This is a genomic window from Thiocapsa sp. UBA6158 (genome assembly GCF_002423035.1).
Taxonomy (GTDB): domain Bacteria; phylum Pseudomonadota; class Gammaproteobacteria; order Chromatiales; family Chromatiaceae; genus Thiocapsa.
Window position 1 is genome coordinate 140529 of record NZ_DIUM01000135.1, and the last position, 18140, is coordinate 158668.

At 64.7% G+C, this 18140-nt stretch carries 21 protein-coding genes; 14 read left to right on the plus strand and 7 right to left on the minus strand.

The annotated features are described in order from the left end of the window. Positions 1 to 16 precede the first annotated feature (16 nt). From secF to B4N44_RS18550, 4 genes are all read left to right on the plus strand, one after another. Positions 17 to 967: a protein translocase subunit SecF gene (secF, locus tag B4N44_RS18535; RefSeq protein WP_296704133.1), complete on the plus strand. Its 951-nt coding sequence runs from the start codon at positions 17 to 19 to the stop codon at positions 965 to 967. A gap of 38 nt (positions 968 to 1005) precedes the next feature. Then, positions 1006 to 1266 carry a hypothetical protein gene (locus B4N44_RS18540; RefSeq protein ID WP_296704135.1) on the plus strand — a complete coding sequence of 87 codons (261 nt, stop codon included), beginning with the start codon at positions 1006 to 1008 and terminating at the stop codon, positions 1264 to 1266. A 142-nt stretch (positions 1267 to 1408) separates the two neighbouring features. Further along, positions 1409 to 1852: an ATP-binding protein gene (locus B4N44_RS18545; protein ID WP_296704138.1), complete on the plus strand. Its 444-nt coding sequence runs from the start codon at positions 1409 to 1411 to the stop codon at positions 1850 to 1852. Next, on the plus strand, positions 1849 to 1971 hold the full coding sequence (locus tag B4N44_RS18550) for a hypothetical protein (RefSeq protein WP_296704140.1): 123 nt from the start codon (positions 1849 to 1851) through the stop codon (positions 1969 to 1971). The genes B4N44_RS18545 and B4N44_RS18550 overlap by 4 nt, the downstream gene beginning before the upstream one ends. Positions 1972 to 2001: 30 nt before the next feature. Here the strand turns inward: B4N44_RS18550 and B4N44_RS18555 are convergent, their stop codons facing one another. The 5 genes from B4N44_RS18555 to B4N44_RS18575 form a co-directional block, all read right to left on the minus strand. After that, a complete protein-coding gene (locus B4N44_RS18555; protein ID WP_296704143.1) occupies positions 2002 to 2325 on the minus strand; it encodes a P-II family nitrogen regulator in 324 nt (107 codons plus the stop codon). Positions 2326 to 2397: 72 nt separating this feature from the next. Beyond that, entirely contained in the window at positions 2398 to 3405 is a 1008-nt protein-coding gene (locus tag B4N44_RS18560) for a sodium-dependent bicarbonate transport family permease (RefSeq protein ID WP_296704146.1), read from the minus strand. 311 nt (positions 3406 to 3716) lie between these two features. Continuing rightward, a complete protein-coding gene (gene rnk, locus B4N44_RS18565) occupies positions 3717 to 4130 on the minus strand; it encodes a nucleoside diphosphate kinase regulator (RefSeq protein WP_296704149.1) in 414 nt (137 codons plus the stop codon). Positions 4131 to 4142: 12 nt separating this feature from the next. After that, the gene (locus B4N44_RS18570; RefSeq protein ID WP_296704152.1) at positions 4143 to 5270 is read right to left on the minus strand and encodes an NAD(P)/FAD-dependent oxidoreductase; all 1128 of its coding nucleotides are present in this window, start codon (positions 5268 to 5270) and stop codon (positions 4143 to 4145) included. Between the two features lie 134 nt (positions 5271 to 5404). Then, positions 5405 to 6043: an arylesterase gene (locus B4N44_RS18575; protein ID WP_296704155.1), complete on the minus strand. Its 639-nt coding sequence runs from the start codon at positions 6041 to 6043 to the stop codon at positions 5405 to 5407. On the opposite strand from B4N44_RS18575, the gene B4N44_RS18580 reads away from it, so the two are divergent. The 4 genes from B4N44_RS18580 to B4N44_RS18595 all read left to right on the plus strand — a co-directional run bounded on the left by B4N44_RS18580 (position 6042) and on the right by B4N44_RS18595 (position 10342). Next, positions 6042 to 6731, plus strand: coding sequence for an ABC transporter ATP-binding protein (locus B4N44_RS18580; RefSeq protein ID WP_296704157.1), 690 nt, complete (start codon positions 6042 to 6044; stop codon positions 6729 to 6731). The two genes, B4N44_RS18575 and B4N44_RS18580, sit on opposite strands and share 2 nt — an antisense overlap. Continuing rightward, entirely contained in the window at positions 6728 to 9217 is a 2490-nt protein-coding gene (locus B4N44_RS18585) for an ABC transporter permease (protein ID WP_296704160.1), read from the plus strand. Before B4N44_RS18580 ends, B4N44_RS18585 begins: the two co-directional genes overlap by 4 nt. Positions 9218 to 9374: 157 nt before the next feature. Continuing rightward, the gene (locus tag B4N44_RS18590; protein ID WP_296704162.1) at positions 9375 to 9731 is read left to right on the plus strand and encodes a c-type cytochrome; all 357 of its coding nucleotides are present in this window, start codon (positions 9375 to 9377) and stop codon (positions 9729 to 9731) included. A gap of 29 nt (positions 9732 to 9760) precedes the next feature. Continuing rightward, positions 9761 to 10342, plus strand: coding sequence for a c-type cytochrome (locus B4N44_RS18595; protein ID WP_296704164.1), 582 nt, complete (start codon positions 9761 to 9763; stop codon positions 10340 to 10342). A 131-nt stretch (positions 10343 to 10473) separates the two neighbouring features. On the opposite strand, the gene B4N44_RS18600 is transcribed toward B4N44_RS18595, so the two are convergent. Then, on the minus strand, positions 10474 to 10671 hold the full coding sequence (locus tag B4N44_RS18600) for an Alvin_2107 family globule sulfur oxidation protein (protein ID WP_093031698.1): 198 nt from the start codon (positions 10669 to 10671) through the stop codon (positions 10474 to 10476). 424 nt (positions 10672 to 11095) lie between these two features. Between B4N44_RS18600 and B4N44_RS18605 the strand changes: the two genes are divergently transcribed. From B4N44_RS18605 to soxZ, 5 genes are all read left to right on the plus strand, one after another. Beyond that, positions 11096 to 12139 (plus strand): AAA family ATPase, encoded by a 1044-nt coding sequence (locus B4N44_RS18605; RefSeq protein WP_296704173.1) that lies wholly within the window; start codon positions 11096 to 11098, stop codon positions 12137 to 12139. After that, complete coding sequence (locus B4N44_RS18610; RefSeq protein ID WP_296704176.1) at positions 12132 to 13448, plus strand: DUF2201 family putative metallopeptidase; 1317 nt, start codon at positions 12132 to 12134, stop codon at positions 13446 to 13448. The genes B4N44_RS18605 and B4N44_RS18610 overlap by 8 nt, the downstream gene beginning before the upstream one ends. A 323-nt stretch (positions 13449 to 13771) precedes the next feature. Next, positions 13772 to 15199, plus strand: a complete 1428-nt coding sequence (locus B4N44_RS18615; protein WP_349681102.1) for a M48 family metalloprotease — start codon at positions 13772 to 13774, stop codon at positions 15197 to 15199. 410 nt (positions 15200 to 15609) lie between these two features. Next, positions 15610 to 16083 carry a thiosulfate oxidation carrier protein SoxY gene (soxY, locus tag B4N44_RS18620; RefSeq protein WP_296704179.1) on the plus strand — a complete coding sequence of 158 codons (474 nt, stop codon included), beginning with the start codon at positions 15610 to 15612 and terminating at the stop codon, positions 16081 to 16083. Between the two features lie 53 nt (positions 16084 to 16136). Further along, complete coding sequence (soxZ, locus tag B4N44_RS18625) at positions 16137 to 16448, plus strand: thiosulfate oxidation carrier complex protein SoxZ (RefSeq protein WP_296704182.1); 312 nt, start codon at positions 16137 to 16139, stop codon at positions 16446 to 16448. A gap of 34 nt (positions 16449 to 16482) precedes the next feature. On the opposite strand, the gene B4N44_RS18630 is transcribed toward soxZ, so the two are convergent. Further along, positions 16483 to 17469, minus strand: a complete 987-nt coding sequence (locus B4N44_RS18630) for a lysophospholipid acyltransferase family protein (protein WP_296704185.1) — start codon at positions 17467 to 17469, stop codon at positions 16483 to 16485. Between the two features lie 197 nt (positions 17470 to 17666). On the opposite strand from B4N44_RS18630, the gene B4N44_RS18635 reads away from it, so the two are divergent. After that, entirely contained in the window at positions 17667 to 18095 is a 429-nt protein-coding gene (locus B4N44_RS18635; protein ID WP_296704188.1) for a rhodanese-like domain-containing protein, read from the plus strand. The last annotated feature ends 45 nt before the right edge of the window (positions 18096 to 18140 follow it).

Sequence of the window (18140 nt, forward strand, 5' to 3'; positions counted from 1 at the left end):
ATCAAGGGCGATTCCGATGAGAGACCTGGGTGTCATCAACGAACTGAATATCGACTTCATGGGCATGCGCCGAGCGTGGGTCATCGTGTCCGGTGCGTTGATGGTGATCTTTTTTCTGTCGATGCTGATACGCGGGTTCAACCTCGGTCTGGACTTCACCGGCGGTACCGTGCTCGAAGTGGGCTATCAGAACCCGGCCGAGCTGAGCGACGTGCGCGCAGCCCTCGAGGTCAAAGGCTTTACCGGTGCGACCATTCAGCATTTCGGTGCGCTCAACGACGTCCTGATCCGGCTCGCGCCGCAGGAGGGCGAAGAGGCCAGCGCTCAACTGAGCGAGGAGGTCTTCAAGGCGCTCAGCGATGCTGTCGGCGGGCAGGTCGAGCTTCGTCGCGTCGAGTTCGTCGGCCCCCAGGTCGGCGAGGAGCTGCGCGAGCAAGGTGGTCTGGCGGTGCTCTTCGCGCTCATTGGCATCTTGATCTACGTGGCCTTGCGCTTCGAGTGGCGCTTCGCCGTCGGTGCCATCGCAGCCACCATGCACGATGCTCTCTTTGTCGTCGGGATCTTTTCACTGTTTCAGATCCCGTTTGATCTGACGGTCCTGGCTGCGGTTCTGGCGGTGATCGGATATTCGCTGAACGACACCATCGTCATTTTCGACCGCGTCCGTGAGAGTTTCCGCAAGATTCGTAAGGGAACGGTGCTCGAGATCACCAATATGGCGATCAACCAGACCATGTCGCGGACCATCATCACCTCCGGGACGACACTGCTTGTTCTCGTCTCGCTGTACATCTTCGGCGGCGAGGCACTGAGTGGCTTCTCGCTTGCGCTGCTCATCGGGGTCTTTGTCGGGACTTACTCCACCATCTTTATCGCCACCGCCACGGTGATCATGCTCGGGGTGAGTCGCGCCGATCTCCTGCCGGTTCCAAAAGAAGGTGCCGAGGCCAGCAACACGCTGCCTTGAGCCATGCTGCCCGCGGCGTGACGCAGCGCCGCCGGGTCTTGGTCGCCCAAAGCGAGATCAACATCGCCATCGCCGCCAAGCCGCCCGAAGTCTCTTTTCGCGAACTCGCAGAGCAGGCGAGCGGCGGTAAGAAGCGGTACGGCGGGATCGACGACCTGACGGAGATGCAGGCGAACCTACACATGAGTTGCGTATCGGATACCCTGCTGCAGGGCGAGATCCTGGCCTGTGAGGACTTGCTGGAGCGGCGCCGCCGCCTGATGGCGCTCGAGATCAAGGCCGGGTTCGAAGGCGTGTAAGGCGATGATGCAACGGTCGGGAGGTCTCGGATGCCGGAACCCTGCGCTGCGCTGATCGACAGGATTAGCCCGGGCGAGTTCTGGCGCCTTGCCGTTGCGGGCATGCTGATGGCCTGTGAGCACCCGGAGCGGCGGCTCCCCGGTGCCTTCGGTGGCATACGTCGGCACCAAGGTCATCCCGGACCCCGAAAAGGGTGCCTACCAGTTGGATGCGATGGACATCACCGGTCTGCTGGATCGGCAGATCGCGGGAGTCTTGCACTTCGTTCGGAAGACCATGCGGGTCGCGGCGCGCAAGCTGCCCGCGGGCGGGCGTCAGAACCTGCCGCAATTCGACCTGCTTGCGGTCTTCGAGGCCGTCACCAACGCCGTTGCTCATCGGGACTACTCGATGGCTGGCAGCAAGGTCCGCCTGCGGCTATTCCAAGACCGGCTGGCGCTTTACAGCCCCGGCAGGCTCGTCAACACCATGACCCCCGAGAGCCTGCCCCTGCGCCAGGCCGCGCGCAATGAGGCACTCACCAGCCTGTTGGCCCGCTGCCCGGTGTCGGACACGGAGTCGGCCCCCACCGCGCCTGTATCATGAACAAGCGCGGCGAGGGGGTCTCCATCATTCTGCAGTGCGGTACCGCCCTATCCGGCAAGGCGCCCATCTACCGCCTGGCCGACGATGACCCGGCAGAGGAATACGGGGTCCGGTCATGAGATGTTGCCGCCGACCACGTTGCCGAGCTCTCAGGTCTGCATCGGCCGCTCGAACTTCTCGTGGCCGAGCACCGAGACATCGGACACGAACACGGTGAGGTGATAGCCCTGGCCGATCAGCGCGTCCAGGTCATCGAGTAGGCCGGACATGCGCTCGGGCGGCAGAATGACCTTCAGAAGCAGATTCGTGTCGATCTCCAGGTTGCCCGACTGCAAACCGTCGGAGCCGGCGCCGCCGGCGCGCAGCAGTGTATAGCCGCTTGCGCCGCGGCGACGCACTGCAGCGACCAGACGGTGCTCGAGCACGTCGGTGGTGATGACGGTGACGAGCTTTTCAGGGACGAGGCGGTGCATCTGCGTGCGCTCCTGCGGTTTGCGATGTGACAGTCTGACGGGACAAGCGGGTTACCGCGCCGCGTGCGTCGATCAGGCCTTGCCGACCAACAGCAGGGCCATTTGATAATAGATCGGGATGCCGACGACGACGTTGAACGGGAAGGTCACGCCGAGCGACAAGGTCAAATAGAACGACGGATTGGCCTCCGGCACCGCCAGGCGCATCGCCGGCGGGACGGCGATATAGGAGGCGCTTGCACTGAGCACCCCGACCAGCGTCGTGCCGCCGACACCGAAACCGAGCATGAGGTGTCCGACCAGCACGCCGATCACGCCGCCGATCAGCGGCATCACCAGGCCGAAGGCGCCGAGGGCCAAGCCGACGCGCCGAAAGTCGCCGAAGCGCCGCCCCGCCTCGAGTCCCATCTCCAGTAGGAAAAGGCAGAGCATGCCCATGAAGATGTCGGTGGTGAAGGGGTGCAGCGACTCCATGGCCGTCGGGTTGGCGATCGCGCCGATCAGCATCGACCCGATCAAGAGCACTACGCTGCCGTTCGTGAAGGCCTCGCGCAGGATGTCCCCTAGATGGCCTTGGCCGCGCCCGGTATCCTCCGAGCGGCTCGCGCTGGCCTTGGCGGCGCGTCCGCGGCTCCAGCTCGCGAGCAGGAGACCGACGACGATGGCCGGAGACTCCATGACCGCGAGCATGATCAAGGGGTAGCGTTCGTAATCGATCCCTTGACTCGACAGAAAGGCGATCGCGGTCAGGAAGGTGCCGGCGCTGACCGAGCCGTAATGGGCGGCGATTGCGGCGGCGTCGAGCGGTTCGACGCGACGCATTGCAAGCAAAAGACCGAACGCGATGATCGGCAGCAGGAAACCAAGCACCAGAGCCCAGATGACTGCAGCAAGGGCCGCGCCGAGATCTGCATTCGCCAGTTCCACGCCGCCGTGCAGGCCGATCGAGACCAGCAGATAGATGGAGAGGATCTTCGCTAGATCGGGCGGAAAGCGCAGATCCGACTTGATCAGACGTGCAATGAAGCCGAGTGCGAAGAAGAGCACGGCCGGGATCAGCAGGTTGGAAAACGCGGACATCGTGCCTCTCGGGTTCCGGACGGACTTGGATGATCGGAGCTCGGGGCGAAGCTTAATCGCCGCAGGGACTTGGATAATAGTCGATGGTTTTGATGTCGACGATCAGCGAAATGCGATGGGTTGATGCCTGACTCAAGCGGGGTCCTCGGACGGGTTGCCCGTGCCGATCGGTCTCAGCTCGGATACCGGACTCGAGGGCAGGAGCAAGTCGATCCGATGGCTGCGCGACTCGTCCGTCGGAGGAGTCGCGCGCTCGATCTCGGGCCGGGAAGACCTTGACGTGCCTTGCGGTCAGGCTGCCCTTCGAGGGTTTAACGGTGATACTCGCCCGCGCGCTCGGGTTGGTAGGTCACCTCTTCGATACGCACCCGCAGCGTGCCTCCGCCCGGTTTCGGCCAGTCGATCGCGTCGCCCTCGGACAGGCCCAGCAGGGCGCTGCCGACGGGGGCGAGGATGGAGATGGTCCGACCGCTGTCATCGACATCGCTCGGGTAGACGAGCGTCAAACAGCGCTCCTCCGAGGATGATTCGATGCGGAATTTCACGGTCGATCGCATGGTGACGACCTTGGCCGGAATATCCTTCGCATCCACCACGATGGCCCGAGAGAGCTCGGCCTCCAGGTCTGCTTTGCCGGGGAAGTCGGCCTCGTCGACGGAGTCCAGAAGCCGCTCCAGCCGCTCGGCATCCGTTGTCGAAAGAATGATGTTGGGTCGCGTGCTCATGTCGTGTCCTGACTAACGGTAAGGGCGCAGATACCACCATTCGAAGCCGAGCTTCATCCAATGGAAGAGCCGTGTCGAAGGGAGCACCCAGTTGTTCTTTTCGGTACGCGCGACCAGCATGCCCGTATCGTTGGCGTCCACGATGCAGACCAGCTCGACCTTGAAGGTCTCGCTCGGCGCGCGGCCCTGCAGCTCTCCGAGCAGATTCTTCACCGCCGCGCGCGCTTGCAGGTCCGCCATGTGGGCCTGCTTCGGCATCCAATCAGGACCGGGAAAACTGCCCGAATCGCCCGCGACATAGACCCGCTCGTAGCCGGCCACACGGCAGTGTGCATCGGCCTGCAACAGTCCGCCGGGCGAGCGCGGCAGGGCCGTGTTGTCGAACCAGCTGTTGCCGGTCATGCCGGGCATAAAGAGGATGAGGTCGGCGTCGAATTCCCCGCCTTCGGTCGTCACCTTCGTCTCCGAGAAAGACTTGAGCTTGTCGCCCAGATGGGTCTCGATGCCGCGGCGCTTCATCTCGGCGAGGATGCCGTCGACCGCCTTCGGGCCGAGCCGGTTGCCGGGTCGTTCCGCCGGGGTGAAGAAGTGCAGGCGGAAACGCTCCCGACGCCCTTCCTTGCGCAGTTGGCTGTCCATCCCGAAGATAAACTCGAAGATGGGTCCGCCGCGCATCGAGCTCGGCTCGTTGGGGTTTCCTGCGAAGCCCATGGCGATGCTGCCGCCGTCCATCGCCTTGACGCGATCGCGAATCGCCTCCGCCGCGGCGATGCCCTCGCAAGGCGTGATGGCGTGCTCGATGCCGGGGAGCTTCTTGATGAAGCGTCCGCCACTGCCGATGACGAGTCCGTCGTTCTCGACCGGGCCGGCGGTGGTCTCGAGCGTGCGCCCGTCCGCGCTCAGTCCGGTCGCCTCCCCGGCGAGATGGCGCACGCGCATCCGCTTGAAGAAGGGGCGCAGATCGATGCGCAGATCCTCGCCGCTGCGGATGCCGCAGGGCACCCAAATCAGGCCCGGATAGTAGATGAATTCGGGCTTGGCGCTGACGAGCGTGATCTCGGCGTCGGGTGCGCTCCGTCGAATGCTTTGCACGGCGGTGAGGCCGGCGAATCCGGAACCGACGATGGTGATGCGATGCATGGATGACTCCGGTGGTCTTTAAAATGGGACATTGCGATCGATGAGATTGTATCCCGATCCAAGCGCGGGATTCGGACAAGCCCTTCGAGCGTATCGGGACATGCGCGGTCGAGATGATGATTCGCGGAAATCGCCTAACGGCTCGCCTCCAGCAGCGGCTCCAAGATCGGCCAGACGTTGTCCAGGATCCGCGGCTGCGCCTCGGCGCTCGGGTGCAGTCCGTCGGCCTGCATCAGATCCCAATTCTCGGCGACCCCGGCGAGCAGATCCGGTACCAAGGGGACGGACTCGGTCTCGGCGACCTCCCGGAACACCGCTTGAAAGCCGTCGGTGTAAGCCGCACCGTAGTTGGGCGGAAGACGTAAGCCGGCCACGATGACTCGACTGCCGGCGGCGCGGCTGCGCTCCACCAGCGTCATCAGGTTGTTGCGGATGATCTCGAATCCCAGCCCCCGCAAGCCGTCGTTTGCACCGAGCTCGATCACAACCAAGGCGGGTGCGTGGTCGTCGAGCAGCGCACCGAGCCGCGTCAGTCCGCCGGCTGTCGTATCGCCGGAGACACTCGCATTGACGACGCGGTAGACCATTCCACGCTCGCGCAGACGCTCCTCGAGGAGCGACACCCAGCCGCTCTCGCGATCCAAACCATAGCTCGCGCTCAGGCTGTCGCCGAGGACCAAGATCACCGGTGGGATGACCGGCGCGTCGGTCGCGGTTTTTCCGAGCGTCAGGGCGGGCAACAACATAAAGGTCAGCAGGAGTAGACGGATCATGTCGGGACAAAGACCTCGGACCGTGTCGAAAGCGGTCGCAGTTGGGAAGCATGTTACGGGGCCGGCCGGCGGCTTGACCATCCTGGAGCGCCTCGACCTGGAGATCCAGGCCGGCGAGGCGGTGGCCATCCTCGGTGCATCCGGATCGGGCAAGTCCACATTATTGGGGCTCTTGGCCGGTCTCGACAGTGCCACCTCGGGCGAGGTCTGGCTGTGCGGGGAGCGCGTCGACGATCTCGACGAGGACGGACGCGCGGCCCTGCGCAGCGGGCGTGTCGGCTTCGTCTTCCAGAACTTCCAGCTCTTGCCGACCCTGACCGCACGAGAGAACGTGCTGCTTCCGCTGGAGTTGACCGGGACGCGCGATGCCGCGCGCCGGGCCGACGAGGCCCTGGATCGGGTCGGTCTGACCCCGCGTGCCCGACACTATCCGCGCCAGCTCTCGGGCGGGGAGCAGCAGCGTGTCGCGATCGCCCGTGCCTACGCCCCGCGTCCCGAGGTGTTGTTTGCCGACGAGCCGACCGGGAACCTGGATCAGGTTACCGGCGAGCATATCATCGATCTCCTTCTGGACCTGCGCAGCGACGCCGGTGCTGCGCTGGTGCTGGTCACCCATGACGCGCGTCTCGCCGAGCGCTGCGATCGGCGTCTGCACATGTCGGCCGGTCATCTGGAGCAAGGCGCGTGAAGACCTGGCGGATTACCCTGCGACTGCTGGGTCAGGATTGGCGCAGCGGCGAGCTCTATTTGCTCGCCTCGGCCCTGATCCTGACCGTCGCCGCCATCACGGCGGTGGGCTTCTTCACCGATCGCGTCGAAAGCGCCATGGCCCGTCAGGGCGGTGAGCTGATCGCGGCGGATCTCGCCCTGGAGTCGGCCACCCCGCTGCCGGCCGATTACCGGGAGCAGGCGGATCGCTTGGGTCTAACCAGCGCGGAAATCATCGAGTTTCGCAGTGTCGTGGTGGGCGAGGGCGGGCCGCAGCTCGTCCAGGTGAAGGCCGTCGACACCGCTTATCCCTTGCGCGGACGCTTGAGCGTCCGCGATGCCTTCGATGCGCCTGATCGCGAGGTCGAGACTGGGCCGCCGCCCGGCGAGGTCTGGGTCGAGTCGCGTCTCCTGCCCCTGCTCGGCGCGGCGCTCGGCGACGAGGTGGGTCTCGGCGAGTCGCGTCTGCGTATGGGCGCCATCCTGAGCAACGAGCCTGACCGTGGCGGTGCGCTCTTTGCGCTGGCACCGCGGGTCATGCTGAGCCAGTCGGACCTCGCGGCGACCGGGCTGATCACCGAGGCGAGCCGGGCCGAGCATCGTCTCTTGGTCGCCGGGGAGGCTTCGGCGGTCGAGCGGTTCAAAAGGGATATCGAAGCGGGTCTGCCGGTCAATATCGACCTGGTCGACGGCAGCACCGCCCGACCCGAGTTCGAGTCCGCGGTGGATCGCGCTTCGCGTTTCCTGCATTTGGCCACGCTCGTCACCCTGCTGGTCGCCGGGGCGGCGATCGCGTTGGCCAGCCGTCGCTTCGTCGAACGCCAAACCGACGCAGTCGCCGTGATGCGTTGTCTGGGTGCGCCCAATCACCTGCTGATGCGGGTCTTCATGATGCGGCTGGCGCTCTTCGGTCTGATCGCCAGTCTGGTGGGCTGTCTGCTCGGCTGGCTTGGGCAGCTCGGGTTGATGAGCCTGCTGTCGGATTGGTTCGCGACGGATCTGCCGACGCCCTCCCTCGCACCCGTCTTCGTCGGCGTGGCGACGGGTCTGGTTGCACTCTTGGGCTTTGCACTTCCGCCCCTGTTTCAACTGGCACAGGTCTCGCCGTTGCGTGCGCTGCGTCGCGATCTGGGTGCTCCGCGCGGCTCGGCCATCCTGACGGTGCTCGGTGCCGCGTCGGCCCTGGCGCTCTTGATTATTTGGCAGGCGGATGATTTCCAGCTGGCCTGGAAGCTGATGGCCGGCGTGCTCGGCGCGGTCGCGAGCCTGGTGATCACGGTCCTCGTCCTGGTGCGTCTCGCCGGCGGTCTCGCCGGACGTGCCCGCGGTGTCTGGCGACTCGGGCTCGCGGCCTTGGCGCGACGACCCTCTGCAGCGGTCCTGCAGATCTCCGGCCTGGGGCTCGGCATCCTGGCCTTGCTGCTGCTGGCCGTGGTGCGCGTCGATCTGCTCGCGGCCTGGCAGGAGACTCTGCCCGAAGGTGCGCCGAATCACTTTCTGATCAACATCCAACCCCAGGATGTCGAGCCGCTTGGGGAGTTCCTGCGCGAGGCGGATCTGGGCGAGTCGGCCATCTATCCGATGATCCGCGGCCGACTGGTGCGGATCAACGACCGCGAGATCGTCCCGTCCGACTTCGAGAATCCCCGTGCCGAGCAGCTCGCCTCGCGCGAGTTCAACCTGAGCCAGGGCGCGGAGCTGCAATCGGACAACCGCATCGTCGCCGGCGCCTGGTGGTCGGGCGCGGATGCGCCTCCGGAGTTTTCGGTCGAGGAGGGCATCGCGGAGACGCTCGGTATCGCCTTGGGCGACGAGATCGCCTTCCTGGTCTCCGGTCGCGAGGTGAGTGCGCCCGTGACCAGTCTGCGCGAGGTCCAGTGGGACAGCTTCAACGTCAATTTCTTCGTGATCTCCTCCCCTGCGCTCTTGGGCTCCGAGCCCGCGACCTACATCACCAGCTTCTATCTGCCCGAGGAGCGCGAGTCGGTGATCCCGGAGCTGGTCAAGCGCTTCCCGAGCGTGACCCTGCTCGATGTCGACGCCTTGCTGACGCAGGTTCGTCAGGTGGTCGACCGCGGCGTGATGGCGGTGGAATATGTCTTCCTCTTCACGCTCGCGGCCGGGATCCTGGTCATGTACGCCGGCATCCAGGCCAGCCTGGAAGAGCGCCGACTCGAGCACGGCATCCTGCGCACCCTGGGCACCGGACGCCGAGCGCTGCTGACCAGTCTCGCCGTGGAGTTCACCGCGGCCGGGATCCTCGCGGGCGCGCTCGCCTCCGTCTTTGCCGAGCTGACCGGCTGGCTTCTGGCCGAGCAGCTCTTCGGCCTGACCTTCAGCTTCAATCCGATGCTCTGGCTGATCAGCGTCTTCGGCTCCGGGGCTCTGATCGGAATCGCCGGGACCCTGGCGACCTATCCGTTGTTGATTCGCCCGCCGTTGCATACGCTGCGGCAGGCGGGCTGAGTGCCGACGCGCGTTACCCGGCGCGTGCGTTATTCCCGACGGGCGGCATTGGTTTCTTATTGGCCGTCGTCTACGCTCTGGTTACGGTCGAGCCTCGACCGGGCAGTTGCATATCACACATCGGGAAAGAGGATCAATTTTACGAGGAGCCGCATCCATGTCTCAGAGCATCTTGCTGCCGGCGGCGTTTGCCGCCACCCTGATCAGCGTCTCGCCCTTCGCTTGGTCGACGGATCGTCCCGATCTGCAGGGCGAACAGTTGTTTACCTACCATGGTTGTGTGAACTGTCACGGCGCTGCGGGGAAGGATCCCAGCAGTAAGCTGGTCCCCAAGATCGGTGGTCTGGAGGCCGACGAGATCCTGGAGCGGGCCCAAAAGATCCTGCGCGGCGAGGGCGAATCGGAGGAGGCGAAGCTGATGCATTCGGCCGTCGCCTACAGTCAGTCCTGTGATGCACCCCCGACCGAGCCCGAGCTCCAAAAGATCGCGGCCTGGTTGGCGCTCCAGAAGTGAACCTCCGCGCAAGGCGGTCCGGATCCCGATTGCGGGTTTGCCGCCTTGCGTTCGTCTTTGCGCTCTGCTGTTTCGGCGTGGGTGCGGTTCTCGCCGCAGCTGCCGAACGGCAGGCGTTGGCCGCGCACTGCAACGGCTGCCACGGCCTGAACGGGGTCAGTGCAGGGCCGGCATCTCCGAGCTTTGCCGGCTTCGACCGTCAATACCTGATCCGAGTCCTCCAAGATTTCCGCAGCGGCGAGCGCGTACCCACCATCATGGATCGCATCATGAAGGGCTACACCGCCGGTCAGATTCGCCAGTTGGCCGCCTTCTATGCCGAGCAGTCTTGGCAGGGTGCCGACGCACTGTTGGACCCTGTTGCCGTCGCCGACGGCAAACGTCTACATGACGAGGCGTGCGCCGAGTGCCACGAGGACGAGGGGCGATACCAGGACCGCGACACCCCGCGGATCGCAGGTCAGTGGCCGGACTATCTGGTATTTCAACTCCTGACCTATCGTGACAGACCCGATTCGATCCCGCAGCCGACCAAGATGCGCGAGTCCTTGGTTGGACTCTCGGATGCGGATCTGCATGCACTCGGACAGTTTTACGCCAGTCAGCGGTAGGTGGCGCGCAGCAGGTGTCGCTCGCCGACGAGGGTGCTCGACCCTCGTGAAGGTCCGCATCCTGTCGATGTTCGCCGAGCAGACACGAAAAAGGCGGGTCTCCCCGCCTTTTTTGTTCGCCCGAAACTGGGTCAGGCCTTGACCCAGTCCCCGAAGTTGTCGGTGTTCTTCTCTTCGCCGTCGCCGTACCCGGCCTCGTAGGCCTCGGTGAGGCGCTGCTCTTCGCGCTTCGGATTCTGGAGGAAGCCGCACTGCCAGCCTTGGATGTACTCGTCGTCGACACCGAGTTGTTCCATCTTGGTTACAGCGTCGTAATAGAATTGGTTCATGTCCGCTCTCCGGGCTCTTATCGTTGACGAAGGGTCGGCTTGGAAACGCCTCGCCTTCAGAAATCTTGATCTTATCGGCGACGTGGATTCGGGTGCGTCGACCCGGATCCGCGGGTCCTCTCTCGAGTCTCGTATGGAGCCTTGCCCGCACGACTCTCAGGGTCATGAGGGGGCGAGAAGAGCGATAAGAATACAGCGTTTTTCTTATGTGTGACAAGGCGGTCACGCACTCGGCCGGGCACGGGTTGTGCCCTGTCCGCGTGCCGCCTTGTGAAGCCGAGCGCCGAAACCCACTCTCATGCCATCCCAATTGCGAAGGGCTACCTGATGTCGGGCCAATCTCCGGCCAATCTCGGGCGGCCATCGCCCCGGGCCTCGCGGATGAGGCATCTTCGCACCAGACCCAAGAGGAAGACGACCCGCTATGCGTCCAGCCCAGTTGCTCCGTGTCCTCGAACGCGAGTTTTCGAGTACCGCGGAAGGTCACCACACCCCCGTCATGCTCTGGGGCCCTCCGGGCGTCGGAAAGTCGCAGATGGTCGCGCAGATCGCCGAGCGCCACCGCGTGCCCATGATCGACATCCGCCTGTCGCAGATGGAGCCGAGCGATCTGCGCGGGATCCCGTTCCGTGCCGGGGATCGGGTGGAGTGGGCGATCCCCGCCATCCTGCCGGACGACGAGCGCCATGGGCCGGCCGGGATCCTTTTCCTCGACGAGATTACCTCGGCGCCTCCGGCGGTGTCCGCGGCCGCCTATCAGCTGATCCTGGATCGGCGACTCGGCGAGTACCGCGTTCCCGACCGGTGGGCGATCTTCGCGGCCGGGAATCGCCAGGGCGATCGCGGCGTGACCTACAGCATGCCCGCGCCGCTGGCCAACCGCTTCTCGCACTTCGAGGTCGAGACCCATCTGGACGACTGGGTCGCCTGGGCCTATGCGCAGGGCATCGATGAGCGGGTCATCGGCTTTCTGCGCTTTCGCCCCGAGCTGCTGTTCGATTTCGACCCGGCCCACAACCCGGTCGCCTTCCCCTCGCCGCGCTCCTGGGAGTTCGCGCACCGCTGTCTGAAGAAGTTCGAGGACATCCCCGAGCTGCTGCAGGGCACCTTGCAGGGCTGTGTCGGACCGGCGGCGGGGATCGAGGTCGCCGCCTTCGTCGACAGCCTGGATCAGATGCCCGATCTGGATGCCATTCTCGCGGGCGAGGTCGTGCCCGTGCCGCGCGAGATCGATCTCCAATACGCCGTCGCCGCAGCCCTGGTCGGACGGGCGATCCGCGCTCAGGGGGAGCCGGACAAGGATCGGGTGATCGGCAACATCCTCGCCTACGCGGGTCGTTTTCCGCAGCGCGAGATGGGTGTCATGCTGGTGTCGGATCTGCATCGCGCGGTCGGCAACAGCCTCTTCGAGGTCCCGGCCTTTGCCGATTGGGCTGCGGTCGTTGCCGACGTGATGCTCTATGAGTAGCGGTGCCGGCAGTGCGGCGATATCGGATGCCGAGCGGCGTGCGATCGAGACCAAGCTCGCGGCGGCCCGTACGCGCTTGATCCTGGACAAGCCCTTTCTCGGGGCCTTGGTGCTGCGCCTGCCGATGCATGCGTCGAACCCCGATTGGTGCCCGACCACGGCGACCGATGCGCGCGCCTTCTACTACAACCCCGAGTACATCGCGAGCCTGACCCTCGACCAGACCCAGTTCATGCTCGCGCACGAGGCCCTCCACTGTGCGCTGTCGCATTTCGCTCGGCGACAGCATCGCATCAAGCACAAGTGGGATCTCGCCTGCGACTACGCGATCAATCCGCTCTTGATCGACGAGGGTTTGACGCCTCCGCCGAACGCCTTGGTGATGCCGCCCTACAAGGGCATGACCGCCGAGGAGATCTATCCGCTCATCGACGACGACGATGAGTCCGAGACCCTGGACACGCACGCCTACGATCGCGACAACCAGCAGGACGGCAGCCGGTCCGGGATGAGCGAGAAGGATCTCGATCGCCGGCCCGAGCAGCCGCAATCGCAGCAAGGCGAGTCCGAGGCGGCGCAGGGGGCGAACCGCTCGGCGCAGCCGAACCAAGCCGAAGGGTCGGACGGCGGCCCCGGGGGGCTCAAGTCCGAGCCCGAGCCGGAGCCCCTGACCCCGGACGAGCAGGAGACGCTCTCGGTGCAATGGCAACAGCGTCTCGCCGGGGCCGCTCAGCAGGCGCAGCAGGCCGGCAAGCTCGGCCGCGAGATCGCGCGCATGATCGACCATCTTCTGCAGCCGCGCCTGCCTTGGCGGATGCTGCTGGCCCGCTACATGACGGCCGTCTCGCGCGAGGACTACAGCTACGCACGCCCCTCGCGCCGCGACGGCGACTTCATCAGGCCGAGTCTGCGTGCCCAGCAGACCGACCTGGTGGTCGCCGTCGATACCTCGGGCTCGATCAAGGCGGCGGAGCTGGAGGAGTTCATCGGCGAGATCGACGCGCTCAAGGGCCAGGTGCGCGCCCGCGTGACCCTCTTGCCCTGCGATGCGGCCTTGTGTGAAGGTGCACCCTTTCGGTTCGAGCCGTGGGAGAGCTTGCGGCTGCCCGAGGCGATCGGCGGCGGCGGGGGTACCAGCTTCCGACCGGTCTTTCGGTGGATCGATCGCGAGGGCCTCCGTCCGGATCTGCTCGTCTATTTTACCGATGCCGAAGGCGAGTTTCCGCCGATCGAGCCGACATTTCCGGTGATCTGGCTGGTCAAGGGGCGGGGCAAGGTGCCTTGGGGGCAGCGCATTCAGCTCAACTAAAACCGAATCGCGTCCGGAGGGCTATGGGTTGTTTCGAGGCGGTTTTGCCGTTGCCGGAATCAAGACCCTCGGAGCGACGCGATTCAGGAGATTCTTTCTCCAAGAAGCGCCTCCGCCACGACGCTTGCGGATCGCAGATCGCAAAAAATCAGGGTCGTCGAAGCCGGCGACGGATTCGCACGGCGCGCGCTTTGAGGAACTACTAGGGGCGTATTACGTCTCACCAAACCATGATGATCCGGATGTTTGTCGGTCGATGTCGGCGCTTGGCGCTGGGCGTGCTTGCGTTCTCGGCGGTAGTGTCCGCGCCGATATCGTCGCCGGTGTCGGCCGATGCCTACAGTCTTCCCGATATGGGCAGCTCCTCGGACAGCATGATGACCCGGTCCGCCGAGGTGCGGCTGGGCAGACTCTTCATGCGCAGCGTGCGCAAAGCCCTCCCCGTGATGGACGATCCGCTCGCCACCAGCTATATCGAGTCCTTGGGTGCCGCCTTGGTCGAGGCCGATCGGACCGCCGGGGGCAGCTTTACCTTTTTCCTGATCGACGAGCCCGTGGTCAATGCCTTTGCGGGGCCGGGCGGCTATATCGGCGTCTACGGCGGTCTGGTCTTGGCGGCGGAGACCGAGAGCGAGCTTGCGGCCGTCATGGCGCACGAGATCGCCCATGTCACTCAGCGCCATCTGATGCGCTCGTTCGAGGACCAGAGCAAGCTCAGTCTGCCGACCATGGCCTTGCTCATCGCCGCGGCCGTTCTCGGCGCCCAAGTCTCGCCGGATGCCGGGGCCGCGGCCATCGCGGGCGTGCAGGCCGCCGCGCTCCAGCGTCGGATCAACTTTACCCGGGACAACGAGAAGGAGGCGGATCGCATCGGGATCCAGACGCTGGCCGGTGCCGGTCACGACCCCTTTGCGATGGCCGGCTTCTTCGAGCGCCTCGCCAAGGCCACACGCGTCTACGAGTCCAACGCCCCGGAGTTCCTGCGCACGCATCCGGTGACGGCCGATCGGATCTCGGATTCGCTCGGACGAGCCGAGGGCTTCGGTGTGCGTCAGCGCCCGGATAGTCTGCGGTTTCAGCTCACGCGCGCCAAGCTGCGCGAACGCTCCTATCGGCGTGCCGAGCAGTCCGTCGCGCATTTCGAGGACACCTTGAAGGGTGGGCGTTTTCGCGACGAGATTGCCGAGCGTTACGGCTATGCTCTTGCGCTGCAGCGAGCGCGACGGTTCAGCGAGGCGAAGCGCGAGAGCGACAAGCTGATCGCGTCCCATCCGAGCCAGGCTGAATTCATCGTCCTGGATGCCGAGCTGGATCTCGCGCTCGGCAACAGTGCCGACGCCTTGGCGCATCTGAAACAGGCGGTGAGCCTCTTCCCGGGTCAGTGGCCTTTACGGGTCGCTTACGCGGAGGCCCTCATGTCAGCGGGTCAGCCCGCTCGCGCGGTGGACGAGCTCAAGGCCGTCGAGCGTGTGCGGCCGGCCAACGCCATGCTCTACGAGGCGCTCGTGCAGGCGGCGACCAAGGCGGGCGATCGGACGAGCGTCGATCGTTATCGCGCGGAGAAGCTCTATGTCGAAGGTGACCTCGAGCCTGCCATTCGGCATCTCGAGCTGGCCTTGCGTCGGCCCGGTGTTCCGTATCACGAGGCGGCACAGATGCAGGTTCGCCTCGATGCATGGCGTGAAGAGGAGCGCGACGAGAAGCGGCGAGGCGGGAACCCCCTGCGCGCGACAACCTCGAACGCGCGATGAAGTGCGTTCCAAGTCCGTTAGGACTGAGGTAACATCATCCCGGTGTCAATGTCGGGAAAGCGCTCGAACGAGCCGATTCCAAGCTTGTCGGATCGGAAGGCCGCGTCGGACAGGGCGTTGTTGCCCGACCGCATAATAAGATCGATAAAGATGTGGAGGATTTCACCGTTCATGCCGCACGCGAGCTGGATTGAGCCGCGAGGGCTCGGGCGTCCGCGCACTCGAATCCGAATCTCGGACGAGCGCCGGCATCCGGGTCGATCGAGCCCGACAAACACTCCCGCTGGCCTGCATGCGTGTCGAACCGGCTTATCGAAGGCATCGGTCCGGCTTCGGCCTGAGCCTGTGCCGACGCGCGCGATGCTCAATGCATCCCAGTACACCCACCCATGCTCCATAGGAGATGTCCCATGATCGATGCAAAACGTCGAATCCTGCTGAAGGGTTCACTCGCCGCCGGTACCGTCGGAGTCGCTGTCGGCGCCGGTCTGCTGTCCCCCAGCCTGGTCCTTGCGAGCTGGAACGAGGCGGCCTTCCAAGCGAAGGATCTGCCGACAGCCCTGCAGAGTTTGATGGGTTCGGATGCCGCTGAGACCAACGATGCGATCAAGATCAAGGCCCCGGATATCGCCGAAAACGGCGCCGTCGTGCCGGTGACCGTCGAGACGGACATGGAAGGTGTCAAGTCGATCGCGATCGTCGCCGACGCGAACCAGACCCCCCTGATTGCCTCGTTCGACCTCGGAGATTCCGCGGTCCCCTTCGTGTCCACCCGGATCAAGATGGCCAAGACGTCCAACGTCGTCGCCGTGGTCCAAACCGGCGACAAGCTCTACAGCAATGCCAAGGAAGTGAAGGTCACCATCGGCGGCTGCGGCGGCTGATCGAGTCGATCCCCGCGCGACACGCATAGACACCAAACTCGAGGTATACAGAGATGTCAGACATCAAGATCCGCGCCAAGCTCAAAGACGGCGAGACCGAAGTCAAGTGCTTGATGAGCCACCCGATGGAAACCGGGCTGCGTAAGGACAGCAAGACCGGCGAGCTGGTTCCCGCGCACTTCATTCAGGAAGTCGTCTGCAAATCCAAGGATCAGGTCGTGATGACGGCCAACTGGAGCGGCGGCGTATCCAAGAACCCCTATCTGGCGTTCAAGTTCAAGGGTGGCGAGGTCGGTGATCCGATCGAGATTACTTGGACCGATAACATGGGCGAGACTCAGAACGCGGCCGATAAGATCACCTGATCTCGGGGCGGTCCGATCGAGCACAGGGATGTGCTCACGTTGCTTCGCGCATCCCACGGCGTGATCCCGACACCTGCTCGAGTGCGTGCCGATCCGAAAGCGGTCCGTTGTAGATCCCCGGGGCGCCGTTCGGGCGCCGTCGAAAACGCTTGTAGGGCCAAACATATTGCTCCGGGCAGACCGCGACGCATTGCTCGATCCCTCTGTTCAAGGCGGTCGCCGCCTCGATGTCGTCCTCGCTGTCGATTCCGGTCGGAGCCGGGATGCAGTGCATCCTAAAACCCTGTGTACCCTTCAAACGTTCCGCGAACATGAAGATCACGGGTACGCCCGTGCGGCGCGCCAGTCGGTTGACCAAGAGCATGGTAAAGGCCGGAATCCCGAAGAAGGGTGCGAAAACAGCGCCTTTGTCGGCCTTCGGCTCCTGATCGGGTAGGATGCCGACGTAGTCGCCGCGCTCCAGCGCCTGGACCAGGATCCGGATGCCCTTCGCCGTGATCGGCGCTAGCTCGGCCCCGCTGCGTGCGCGCGAGGCGAGGATCATGTCGTCGAGATATTGCTGCGGCTTGTAGAAGATGGCCGTCGGGCCTTGTGCCGCGAGGTGTAATCCTGCCAGCTCCCAGGCGCCCAGGTGCGGCGAGAGTACGATCAAGCCCTTGCCGTCGCGTCGCTCCAACAGCTCGCCTCCTCTGACCTCGCGGACCAGCGCGAGCACCTCGTCCGCCGGCCGCAACCACAGATGGGCGATCTCGACATAGGTCTTGCCGAACTCGCGCAGATTGCGGTTGCGCAAACGGATCTGCTCCTTCCCGTCGAGCTCGGGGAAGCAGAGTGCGATATTGATGAGTGCGTTGCGCCGTTGCTTGTTCGGCCATAACCCGATCACCGACCCGATGGCCGAGCCGAGGCGGTGCAGCATGCCGAGCGGCAATCGGGCCAGCAGATGCATGAGCCTGCGCACCAAGGCATCCTTCACGCGTGCGCTGTTCGGTCGTTCGACGGATTGCGCCTTGTGTCCCAAACCCATCTCCTTTCATGCTTCGCGTCCGGTCGATCCCCGTCGGGTGCGATGTTGCGTCGCACCTCCGATTCGGATGACAGATCCGAGTTGCTTGATAAACTGCCGACCGCCGCAGGTTTCCACGGGGGCTTGTCTGCACCGGGGCCGACGCGGCGAGCAACGACTAAAACGACAACCACCAAACGAGGTATCCCTGCGTGAACGATGATCATCCGAGACCACTGACGCCCCAAGAGGCCTTCGAGATGCTCGAAGAGCATCCCCAGGCGGTCCTGGTGGATATCCGCTCCTCGATGGAGTTTCTGTTCGTGGGTCATCCCAAGGGTGCCGTGCATGTCCCCTGGATCGATGAGCCGGATTGGGTGGTCAACCCCCATTTCGTCACCGAGATCCGCAAACTCTTGCTCGGCGGCGCCGTCTGCGAGCCGGGCACGGCATGCGCGCCGGTCATCCTGATCTGTCGCAGCGGCAAGCGCTCGCTCGAGGCCGGCAAGGCGCTGGTTCAGGACGGGCTCAAGGCCGTCTATCATGTCGAGGAGGGCTTCGAGGGCGATCTCGACGAGCAGCACCACAGAAGCACCCTAGGCGGTTGGCGCTTTCGCGGCCTGCCTTGGGAGCAGTGCTGAGTCCGTAAGCGCTGCGCCTGGCCCGTTCCGTCCCGGGCCGGGCGA